Raw genomic sequence first — 10,321 nt, 5'->3', positions numbered from 1 at the left:
CGCTCTCGTCAAGACAGTTCTATTCGAAAGCGGATTGGTATCGAGATCGGAGAGGCAGTCGCCAGACTGAACGCTGCGCAGTGCAGCTGCCATAAACAGCGGGAAGGCGGCATCGCCAACGTAGAGTGCAAGATCACCCAAGTCACTGTTTCATGGATGTGCAAATACCCGCTAGATCTGTACGTTGTAGTGCCAATGGATAGTCGCGCGCGGCGGCCATCCATGCGATCGCCCGGCGCCAGTTGGCCAACTTCAACGGATTAGCATGCAACTCCACTTCGGTCCAGCGCGTGTACGCGACCTTAGCAACGCGAGTCGCCTCAAGCTGCGCACGGTGCTGACGCTCCGTTCGTGACCGGGACGCATCAAGTGGCTTGACCTCGCGCCATTCGATTGCGCCATCATGATAGGTTACGACTGCATCTAAGATAGTTTGATAGTGAGTACCATCGTCAAATACACCTGCTACTGGTGCGGGAGAAAAATCAATATTCTTGATTCGTACGTCAGATTCGGACAAGACGAAATGATCCCATTCCAGATCGCCTCGCAATACCCAGTCGGAATTAGTTCTTGGGCTGTAGACATACCAAAGGTTGCTTTCATGGTGCGCTCGCTGGCCATAGGCGGACGCGAGCTTACCGCGGAATCGGGTTCCAAGCCGACCTTTGCCTGGAGGTTTTTCGGTCACAGCCATTGTCTCGACCTTGAATCGTCATTTGCATAATCACATTTAGATGAGAAGTCGAACCGCCGATTCCATCTTTGATTTTCTACAAGAGAGGAGAAGATTGAACAATACTTGCCGACTTGCTACGTCGTAGCTCAACCCGAATCCCCCTCTCGCGCTTGGCACTTGTTGCAACCGTAACCTGCAAAAAACAGCGGCGTGTTCCTTTTGCGTTGCCTCCATCAACGTCGGCACTTGCGACTGACAGCTACAGATTATTGGCGAGGCCGTATTCCTTATGGCGACGGGCCGTCAGAGTCATTTCGATGGCGCATCGTCAGGGTCTGGTGCCAGAGCCGTAGGAATTGGCCGGGAGGCACTAAACGCGTTGAATACGGCGGACTCCGCGCCAAGAATGCGCTGCAGCTTAAGGAAGTGTCTCTGATTCAAGGTGCTGTTATTGCTGACGCAATTCACAACCTCCAACAATTGGGACGGAGTAAGGGTCGTAAGGGCGTTATCAGAAACACCGTATAGCAGGACCAAGACGCCGTTGCGCAGGTCTCCCGGGCACCTAATGGCGCCTTGCATCCTGCCGATCAGATCTGTGATATCCCCTGCGCTATCATTTTCAAGCCAATCCAGCAGCGTCTCGTGGTCTAAGATCGGGATGCGTGCCAGGCAGCTCCCGTGGCGTGGCTCGCTTGATTTGGCTGAGCGTGATCTCGGGCCAATTAGACGCACGTGGTAATTTGTTGTACTCCAAGTTTGGGACTTGATTGTAGGCATACGCGATTGGCACACCCAAATCTTCGAACCTAACGTTGTGGTCAAATTGCACCTCGTCAAATTCTTTGAGAATATTGTATTGGCACTCACGCTCCTTAATCTCCAGCAAAATAGTCTGAGCGTTATCGAGCATGCCGATCAGGTCACCGCAATACTGACGCATTCGATCGCCTTGCTGGTTGGCGAACGGAGGGAACTGACGGAACTGTGGGCGGCCGCCAGTGCTGCAATACACTTCCAATGCTCCCGTTATTGCTGCCTGAACCCAATTCTCTCTTCCTAATCTACGTGGCACACAAGTTCCTTTTTCTTCATAAATGGCCTAAGTCTGCTGACACTGCGTTGCGGTTGTCTCGCGCCGTATTGGCTGCGCCTAAGTATCGCTAACCATATTACCTTCCCGTCACGGACCCAAAAATGCGATCTGCACCGGTTTCTCTCCACACCGAGGGAGAAAAGTGTTGGGCGTCCACGATGATCGATTTGATATCCCAGCGCGGCTTAACGTTAGGGAGTATTAGCAATTCGATCACATCACCGCAACCGCAAGGGCAGCGAAATCCCACTGACCAGTTCTCTCCGTCGTCCTGGAGGAGTATCAAATCCCGCTTCGGCATCGCAGATGGCAAGGTGTCTCCTTCACGGATAAGCACCTTGCGTCGGGGAGAAAACCACTCCTGTACCGCCTCAAACCAATTGGCGAGCCATGTCCACATCGTCAATCTCCTAGCCTTCGAGTGAAGGAAGTCCGAGCAGCGGGCGTTTAATTCCGCGGCCCAAAGTTAAATTCTTCGCCTTGGCAAAGTCTGTCTCCGGGGCGTACTCCTCTTCGCACGCCGCCAGGCTGAATAGCGTTCTGGCGCGGAGGGCGTTAGGGTCATGACGGAACTGGAAAGCTCGCGCAATAAATTCCATCACACACGCGCTTGCGGCCCGCATGTTCAGCGATATCACCGATGGTGCTTCCTCATGAGAGCCTGGCATGTACCCTTCCCCGACCCGCGCAGCATGAACAGCTGCGTCTGCCCGTGCCAAATATTCGGCTGCCACGGAACTGGGCGTGAAGACCCCGCGATCTGCCAGCGTACTGCCTCCAGGCCAGACATAGTCAATCCTGCCCGCGACCTCCAGGATAGAAAACAAATCGGGACCACGCTGGCGTACCGGGATGGTGACGCCGACGTCGAACAGCGGCTGCAGGAAGGCACTCGCCATCAGGTCGCAGATTTGTCGGCCTTCATGGCTGTCGACGCAACAGAAGACCACATCGGCCATCGCCGCTTCCAGAATCGCGTCGCGGCAGCCAATCCCTGTCGGTATGGCTTTGACTGAAACTTGCGAGCGGCAGGACTGAATGGCCTCGGAGATGACATCGACCTTCAGACGGCGTGTTTGCGCGTCATGCAGTGTCGAGTTCAGAATGCGGTTGAGGTTCTTCTTCTCCATGCGGTCGTAGTCGATCAGTATGACTTCGCCGAATCCCAGTCGGGCCACCTGTTCGGCCACGATGCTGCCGGTACCGGAGGTGCCCACGACACATACCGACAACCGGCCCAGTTCATCGCTCATCGCATCGGAAAAGGCCATCGGCCGGCTGGTGGTTGTTGGCACGAACCGATCAGGAACCCAGAAGAAGCGCAGATCGTCACCGTAAACACCGACCATGTCGACGGCCATCGCACGATAATGTTCGTCGTACAGCTGGGCACGCATGGCGCCGTCTTCCAGCATGATGGCGCTGCCGTGCCAGATTGTATCCTTGTGGCGTTTAGCGCGCCCGGCAAAGATGGCCGGCATGACCTGGGCGTCAGATTCACGGTCCGCTTGGGAAAACGCAAAGAGGCCGCCGGGGTGCGAATGCAGCAGGATGATCGACAAGTCGTCCTGGTCAGCCAGCCCCAGCGCCTGCTCGACGTAGTCGCCAGGCCAGCTCAGAAAATCTTGATGCCGCTCGCAGTCCTCATGCGAGACCAGGAGATACTCCTGGACCAGCAGCTTGATGCGCGTGCCCACAACACGGGAGCAAAGCAGTATTGCTGCGGCCTCCTTGCCGTCACCGGGGAACAGGTGTGCCTTAACCGCAGCATGCTGCGGAGCTGAAAAGGCCAGGCTAGCGTGCCGGATCATTCCGCCACCTCACGCAGCAGAGATTCTTCTACCAGACCCAGATGGGTGATAACGGAGTCGTCGGCTGACGACCACACCCTGTTCTCCCGATGGCGCGACCAACGCTGGAACGTCTCACCGAAGATGGGTTGCTGCGCCTCTGTCTGCGGTATTTGCGTGCCGGTCTGCAGGACGGCTGCCGGCGCACAGTAAAACATATCGAGTTCAGCCGACGGGTAAAGCAAAGGAATCTCGATCGCGAGGGCGATGTGAGACTGCTGGTAGCCCCTTGGCAGCCGGTAGTCATGCAACAGCAGCCAGCGACGCTCACCGTCGATAGCCGTCTCCCAGCGGTATGGCGCCGCGTCGAGAAACTTCTCGTCCTTTTCGAGCAAGGAGAACTGACGGTGCGGGCAAGGACCTTCGCCATTGTTGATGACTTTGGGCATGACTCGCAGGCGCTCAATTCCGGGCATAGTCAGATCGATGACGGTATTCAGATCGACCTGTTCTTTTGGCCGTCCTTTCACCTTCAGAATGAACGTCCACGGCAGGTCTGGGTTAATGCTTGCAAGTTCCAGCGCGTGGCGAACCGTGATCGTCGGCGCTGGCGAGCTGATCTCTACACCCTGCACGTCCAGTTCCCACGCCAGCAGCTTCGTGTAGAAGCGTTCAACACCTTCGCCCGATAGGTTGACGCTCTGGCCCGGTGCGATCAGTCGGTCCGTTTCGTCCCTGCGCTCCATCCAGAGCTGCGTATGCGCCGGTTCGTTGGCCAGCAGGCGCAAAATGGTTTCGGGAACTGTAGCGCCCCACGGGTACTTGTTGTCATTGAGTACGAAATAGAACAGCCGGTCGGTGCGGAAAGCGTAGAAGTTGCTTTCCGAGGGATCCAGCCTAGCTACCTCCTCCGGCGCGATTTCCTCCAAGATGTGGCCAGACAGCAGCTGGAGCAGTACGAAATCGACCGTTGGATGGCACTGCGCCGCGTTCAGGATCTGGCGGCCGGTTGGTGTGATGTCCGACAATACGGCGCTTTCGCCGTTCGCCAAGACAAGCGACTGGGCAGCGTTCGCTGGATCATGCTTTATCTGAATCTGAATAAATTTGCTATTATTCATTTTACTTACCTCAACAGTAAATGGATTGATCGAGGGCAGCTTTGCCAATCTGTGCAAAACCTCCCCACCTGATGAGATAGTCTGAGCTGGGCGCAAATCTGGACACGTCCGGATCCAAAATTACTTTTTGAGAGCTGGCCACAAATTTTTGTCCGAATTCCGGCCGTGCCCAGACTAGCTATACAGGGTATGAATTGACGCACCCACTTTATGGAGAGGCGGGTCTTGACGGAACAAAACGATATCTATGCGACCCAAGACGAAGTGTTTGAGGCGCTCGCAGGCTTAACGCCGGACGAGTGTCGTCAGCTGGACTACCAAGGCAGGAGGTTGGCATTCGGAACCATTTATGCGACAGGCCAGGCACTTTTCAGCGAAGCTGTCGCGCGCGCGGTTGATTTGCGGCGCAGATGGTGCCCGTCAAGCATATCGTTCATGACGTTCTTGCGTAACTCCATGGGCAGTATCGCTTCCAATGACCGAAAAGGCTTTCACGCCAAGCACATCGCCAACGTTTCGGCCCTCGCCGTAGGTAATGACGAAGTCGACGATGACGCGTTTCTCAGTTCTTTTGGCACTTTACCGAAGAACAGTATTGAAGACGTGTTGGAGCAAGCCGAGGAGCACGCAGCGATGTTGAGGGATTACGATGCGCTGTTTGCCTACTTCGCCGACGATGAAGAGGTCTGGATGATTCTGGTGGCGATGGAACAGGAGTTAATTGGTGCGGAAATCAAGGACTATTGTAAGCTCGATGACGCCCAGTATCTCGCGGCACGGAAACGGCTAAAGCGAGGGGCTGCGAAGTTGAAAAGCCAAAGGACAGGATAATGAGCAACCACGATACGAAGCGTCTGGCGATGGCGCAGGCATTGCGGTCCGCATTTCGCGCAGAAATATTGGAAGAAACACCGACCAGCGAGGAAATTTCCCAAATGCTGGTCGACAATGGTGAGGATCCGGATGCCGTCGCCCGACAATATCAAAATCTAGTGGCGGAAAAGATTCGAGCCGCCAAGAAAGAAAGAATGCTTGGATTCAGACGCCAAAGTACGACAAGTGCGGGTTTTGCCTTGCGAGGCGCCGCGCCGACGAAATCGGCACCGTTACCAGATATTGACGTCATGCGTTCGCGGATAAAAGCCCTGAGTACTACACCAGAATTTGATAACAGCAGTCTTGCGATCGCTTATCGAAACGGGACCAAGCAGTCTGATAGTGACATCAGTTCGCTATACCAGGATCTTCTCGACTTAGGTGTCATCAAGGATGATCCTGAAATTTAACGAGAACCTGCTTTCACCGGGAGAAAAGTTGCTGTGGGAGTATGGCATTGTCACGCCGGACGAAATTGATCTGGAAGCGATTGCCGCAGACCGTGGACTTTCTATCAGGCGCCGCCCTCTCGACGGTGCGGATGCGCGGCTGGTCGCAACAGCAACTGCCGGGATCATCACCGTGAACGCCTCCACGAGCGAAAAGCGGCAACGATTTTCTATTGGACATGAGCTGGGTCACTGGGAACGTGATCGAAAACATGGACTCATCAATCTATGCTCTAAATCCGACCTGGCTCAGCACAACCAGATCGCAAAAAATAGCGAGGCCGAAGCCAACATATTCAGCGCGGACCTCATCCTTCCGCCTTACCTGGTTTCGACAAGGACGGAAGGTAAAGAAGCATCCATCGACCTCATTCTGAACGTGGCAGAGGAATTTCGTACCAGCCGTGAAGCCACTGGCATCCGGATTGCCAGACTCGTCCGCTCGCCTGCGATGATCATGATGTTTAGCCAGCATGGGCGCAAATGGGCCATTAAGAACTCAGCATGGCCTCATTACGTCAACCCGGTTGGCGTCGTACATCACGACAGCCCATCAATGGATCTGCTCTTCAGAGGCGCAAACGGGGCGAAAACGCGGGATCAAAAGGAGCCCGCGCTGCGTTGGCTTATTGGTGAAAACCTGCGAATGGTCGATGTCAAAGTGCAGTCAGTAAAACTTGCCAGCAATGACATCCTGTCTATTGTGCGGCTATGAGCGAGCTTAGTGAATCGTGATGGTCAGTCCAGGTCGTAGTGGTATTAACTCTGCCCTCCTTGGCCAGTGGCCTGAATTCGCACCTCTTGGCGGATATCCAGAGGCAGCAGCGTCTGGTAGCGCTGACGGATATTATTGTAGATCCCCGGTGTGTTTTCGACAGACACAGTGACGATCATGGCGTAAGGCAGCGGCGGCAAGGTGCTGTTATCAACGGCCTGCCCATCCTCGCGAGCACCGTAAGTGATATCGAACAGCGGGTCATTGAGCGTGGTTGCGTTGAAATCGTGCTCATGGCGTAGCGTTGTTTCCCATTTGTGTTCGCCTACGCGTGCTTCGAGTTCGGTCGTGTACATTTTCGAGGTGCTGAAGAAGGACATGGTGGTGCTGACATTTTTTTTCGGCCGCAGCAGCACCGTTAGACCTGCCCGCGTATAGTTCACAGCATGCTCTGGATCGGTGTGGCTGGCAAAACACAGGGTGGCACGCAGCGTCACGCGGCCGTTGAGCGCAATGGTCGGGAACGGGATGAGTGCACGCATGTTCTGACCCGCCTTCAGCGTTCCCTGATAAATTACGCGCACCTCGTTATCCGGGCATTGCAGCACCTCGTCCACAGTTTGCGGGAAGCGTCCGTGCCCGACTTCGCTCATGGCCATTTCAGGATCACGGCTGGCGTGATGGTTCATCAGCGCGCGCAAGGCCAGCATATTAAGTGGGGAAGTGAGCGAAGCCTTGATGCCGATAGCTGTGTGCATGGTCGCTGGAGCACTGTAGCTCGTGCCCTGCACTTCCATCAATTGCCCTGCGAGGGCGTTATAAACAATAAATGGCTCGGCATCGGAACCGCCGAAACTCAGTCCATCAGGTTTGACGAGACCTGGACTGCGCCCTGGACCGAACGAGCTGTACGGGGCGCGCTGCCACTTATCGGCGGCGCTATCGCAGGCTCCAACAGCGAGCGCATTGACCATGTCCGATGGTGGCTGAACACGCGACATCGGCCATGGCTTGTCGCCATCATTGCCCACTGCCACGGTCGCGAACGTGCTACCCGATGCAAGGTGCTTGTCGATCAGCGCTGTCCAGGGATGGACCTCGTCGTCTTCCATCGGCATGTAGGGGCCAAGACTGAAATTGACGAAATCGAGTGGCTGCGTTTTGAGGACCGTGTCGATATTTTTCAGGACGCTGTACAGATCCACATCCTGCACGCCCTGATCCTCGGTGACGCCGGGGCTGATGCAGCGGTAGTGGCGCACATTTGCATAGGGGCGCGCAAACGGTGCGGTCTTGTTCAGCGGACCGAACAGTACTGTGCTGGTGACACCGTTGCCGTGCCCCAAGCACTCGGCTGTTGTATTGTGTGTGCCTGGCAAGATAATCTCGTTCACCCAAGGCGCCAGGCTGGAGTGACCGACGCCCGCATCAAAGATGCCCACCTTCAGGCTCTGGTCAATTGCAGGCTGGATAGGAAGCGCAGTGCCAGGCGCCCCGATGGCGCGCATTGGCTTGCCGCCCATGCGAAGCGATGGCATCGCCCGTACCACGCGCACGAATTGGAACAGTCCCAGCACATCCACCTTTTCGGCGGCGAGGTGGACTGGCATGAAAGTCAGGCCCGAGACGATCAACATGCGCTTTGTATCCGCTTTGCCGCCCAGGGTGGCGACGTAAGCGACAAAGGAGCCGACGATATCCTGATCTTCTTCGGCGGCATGCAGCACGACTTCGAGCCGTGCCTCGCCGTGTGCGTCATGGCCGAGAAAATTCTTTTCGGTGGACGCGAAAGGACTGATCAGCTCCAGACGGCATAGTGCCTGCTGGTGTACCTTGGCGGTATTGTGGGAGCGCAGGAACAATCCAAGATGGTCGAAATCCTGATCGCTCCCCGCAACAAACAGCACCGCAGTGTGGGTTGGTTCAGGCTCCTTCTTCGCGCGGGTTTCCTTGCGCGGCGTAACGGTGGTAGCGCGGCTGCCGATGCAACGCAGCCCTGTGGAGGCAAACAGCGTGCTAGGGTGATGGCTTTTTGCCAAAAACGTCGGGTGCAGGGTTATCTTCGCAACATTCTGATCTCGCGGCTTGGCGATCGCCGGCACTGCGGCGTTAGCCTGGCGTAGCGCCGTCAACTGCGCGCCCAGCCAAGGCCGTTGCTCATCGATGCCATAGGGGTATTTCTTCTCGCCCGAACCGCGTTTAAGTGCGTGTCCATGGGTGAGGGTTTCACCATAGCCCAGAATGATGTTCGTACCCTGCATATTATTATTCTCCTAGGTAACGCTTGATGACACTGCTAACGGTGGGATGGGTTTTGCCAAAATGCGCGGCGATTTCCCGCCTCGAATATCCTTCAAGGTGCATCAATAACATTTCGCCGTCGAGTGGCTTGGCCATATGGCCGCGGCTGGTACAGGAGTGCACAGCCAGCTTGAAAAGCTGTGGCTGCAACTCGGTCTTTTCGAGCAAGGCGCGCTTGCGTGCGGACAGCACCAACGCCGCAATGGCGCTAAACGACTCCCCTTCCAGTAGCTTGGCCAGAGATTGCCGGAAGGCGTCGGTAATGGGCATATCATGCAGGTACTGCTCAATCAACGGGGCATCCGGTTTTTCAAAGTTGATGACGACGTCAAAGCGACGCCATACGGCAGGATCGAGCAGTTCGCCGTGATTGGTTGCCGCCACTAGCATTGAATTGGCTGGCCAGTCATCGAGGGCCTGAAGCAGGACATTGACTAGACGCTTGAGTTCACCGACATCGCTGCCGTCATCACGCCTTTTGGCGATCGCGTCGAATTCATCAAGCAGTAACACGCAGGGGCGCGAGATCGCGTGATCAAATACGGCCTTCAAGTTGCTACCGGTTTTGCCCAGATAGCTGCTCATGACGGTCGCCAGGTTTAGAGTCAGCAGCGGGAGCTTCAGCTCTTGGGCGAGCCAATGCGCTGCCAGGGTCTTGCCTGTGCCAGGAAGTCCACAAAAGAGCAGCATGTGTGCCGGCGCCAACCCTTCCTTTAGAAGCAGGTCTATGCTGGCCCATTCCTTGAGGCAGGCATCGAGTACGGCCTTGATTTTTTCAGCTAAAACCGGCTTTTTGTCCAGAATGACCGGAGACAGGACTTCGACTAGCTGCATGCGCGAATCGATATCGACCGGCGTCGGCGTGAACGAGTCAGTGCCTCGGAGCGCGCTGCCATTAGGCAGCATCGCCGACAATTCTTGGGCCAGCTCCAGGTCGACGTGCTTTAATTTCGCAACCAAGCGACCGACGGAAAGCGCAAATGCGCTGGGAGAGTCGGTCAAGCCAGATTGGATAACCTTGGCGAGTTCTTTTTTAGGAAAATTTTCCACTAAACACTTTACAAAACAATAGCTTAAGATAAATGGTAAATTATGACATGTGTATTTTAATTTAAATTAACCACATTGGTAAAGTGAATAGTTCGCGTACCACCTCCTTTGTGTTCATTCACGGGGTCGGGAATTTAAGTCAGGCTTTACCAAGGTCGCACGGATAGTAAGCTCCAGTGTCCGGGTTGTAGATCGAATAGAACGCTTCAGGTCGCTGCTTGAAATTGTGCGCCTTGACCAGATT

Annotated in this window: 10 protein-coding genes; 3 read left to right on the top strand and 7 right to left on the bottom strand. The window is 55.4% G+C overall.

What is annotated here, in order from left to right; all coding sequences use genetic code 11:
- Positions 1 to 142 precede the first annotated feature (142 nt).
- The 5 genes from D3878_RS23210 to D3878_RS23185 form a co-directional block, all read right to left on the bottom strand.
- On the bottom strand, positions 143 to 697 hold the full coding sequence (locus D3878_RS23210) for a hypothetical protein (protein WP_119787615.1): 555 nt from the start codon (positions 695 to 697) through the stop codon (positions 143 to 145).
- A 604-nt stretch (positions 698 to 1,301) separates the two neighbouring features.
- Complete coding sequence (locus D3878_RS23200; protein WP_119787613.1) at positions 1,302 to 1,622, bottom strand: hypothetical protein; 321 nt, start codon at positions 1,620 to 1,622, stop codon at positions 1,302 to 1,304.
- A 229-nt stretch (positions 1,623 to 1,851) separates the two neighbouring features.
- Complete coding sequence (locus tag D3878_RS23195; RefSeq protein WP_199688232.1) at positions 1,852 to 2,175, bottom strand: ubiquitination-like system serine protease family protein; 324 nt, start codon at positions 2,173 to 2,175, stop codon at positions 1,852 to 1,854.
- Positions 2,176 to 2,185: 10 nt separating this feature from the next.
- Positions 2,186 to 3,586 (bottom strand): ThiF family adenylyltransferase, encoded by a 1,401-nt coding sequence (locus D3878_RS23190; protein WP_119784424.1) that lies wholly within the window; start codon positions 3,584 to 3,586, stop codon positions 2,186 to 2,188.
- The gene (locus D3878_RS23185) at positions 3,583 to 4,686 is read right to left on the bottom strand and encodes a multiubiquitin domain-containing protein (protein ID WP_119784425.1); all 1,104 of its coding nucleotides are present in this window, start codon (positions 4,684 to 4,686) and stop codon (positions 3,583 to 3,585) included. Before D3878_RS23185 ends, D3878_RS23190 begins: the two co-directional genes overlap by 4 nt.
- A gap of 225 nt (positions 4,687 to 4,911) precedes the next feature.
- Here D3878_RS23185 and D3878_RS23180 point away from each other — a divergent pair, with 225 nt between their 5' ends.
- Genes D3878_RS23180 through D3878_RS23170 form a run of 3 tightly spaced genes read left to right on the top strand, consistent with a single transcriptional unit; the run spans position 4,912 to position 6,726 of the window.
- Positions 4,912 to 5,517 carry a hypothetical protein gene (locus D3878_RS23180; protein WP_147383883.1) on the top strand — a complete coding sequence of 202 codons (606 nt, stop codon included), beginning with the start codon at positions 4,912 to 4,914 and terminating at the stop codon, positions 5,515 to 5,517.
- Positions 5,517 to 5,972 carry a hypothetical protein gene (locus tag D3878_RS23175; protein WP_119784427.1) on the top strand — a complete coding sequence of 152 codons (456 nt, stop codon included), beginning with the start codon at positions 5,517 to 5,519 and terminating at the stop codon, positions 5,970 to 5,972. Before D3878_RS23180 ends, D3878_RS23175 begins: the two co-directional genes overlap by 1 nt.
- On the top strand, positions 5,956 to 6,726 hold the full coding sequence (locus D3878_RS23170) for an ImmA/IrrE family metallo-endopeptidase (protein WP_119784428.1): 771 nt from the start codon (positions 5,956 to 5,958) through the stop codon (positions 6,724 to 6,726). The genes D3878_RS23175 and D3878_RS23170 overlap by 17 nt, the downstream gene beginning before the upstream one ends.
- Before the next feature lie 44 nt (positions 6,727 to 6,770).
- On the opposite strand, the gene D3878_RS23165 is transcribed toward D3878_RS23170, so the two are convergent.
- Both D3878_RS23165 and D3878_RS23160 read right to left on the bottom strand, forming a co-directional pair.
- Entirely contained in the window at positions 6,771 to 8,987 is a 2,217-nt protein-coding gene (locus D3878_RS23165) for a S8 family peptidase (RefSeq protein ID WP_119787612.1), read from the bottom strand.
- A gap of 4 nt (positions 8,988 to 8,991) precedes the next feature.
- Complete coding sequence (locus D3878_RS23160; protein ID WP_147383884.1) at positions 8,992 to 10,077, bottom strand: AAA family ATPase; 1,086 nt, start codon at positions 10,075 to 10,077, stop codon at positions 8,992 to 8,994.
- Positions 10,078 to 10,321 lie beyond the last annotated feature (244 nt).

This window comes from Noviherbaspirillum sedimenti (assembly GCF_003590835.1).
GTDB classification, from domain to species: Bacteria; Pseudomonadota; Gammaproteobacteria; order Burkholderiales; family Burkholderiaceae_D; genus Paucimonas; species Paucimonas sedimenti.
The sequence above is the reverse complement of the archived record's forward strand: the minus strand, read 5'-3'. Positions and strand labels throughout refer to the sequence as shown.

Excerpts from the sequence above, each read along its gene's own strand:
- D3878_RS23210 (WP_119787615.1), bottom strand. The coding sequence starts at position 697 with ATGGCTGTGACCGAAAAACCTCCAGGCAAAGGTCGGCTTGGAACCCGA.
- D3878_RS23200 (WP_119787613.1), bottom strand. The coding sequence starts at position 1,622 with ATGCGTCAGTATTGCGGTGACCTGATCGGCATGCTCGATAACGCTCAG.
- D3878_RS23195 (WP_199688232.1), bottom strand. The coding sequence starts at position 2,175 with ATGTGGACATGGCTCGCCAATTGGTTTGAGGCGGTACAGGAGTGGTTT.
- D3878_RS23190 (WP_119784424.1), bottom strand. The coding sequence starts at position 3,586 with ATGATCCGGCACGCTAGCCTGGCCTTTTCAGCTCCGCAGCATGCTGCG.
- D3878_RS23185 (WP_119784425.1), bottom strand. The coding sequence starts at position 4,686 with ATGAATAATAGCAAATTTATTCAGATTCAGATAAAGCATGATCCAGCG.
- D3878_RS23175 (WP_119784427.1), top strand. The coding sequence starts at position 5,517 with ATGAGCAACCACGATACGAAGCGTCTGGCGATGGCGCAGGCATTGCGG.
- D3878_RS23170 (WP_119784428.1), top strand. The coding sequence starts at position 5,956 with ATGATCCTGAAATTTAACGAGAACCTGCTTTCACCGGGAGAAAAGTTG.
- D3878_RS23165 (WP_119787612.1), bottom strand. The coding sequence starts at position 8,987 with ATGCAGGGTACGAACATCATTCTGGGCTATGGTGAAACCCTCACCCAT.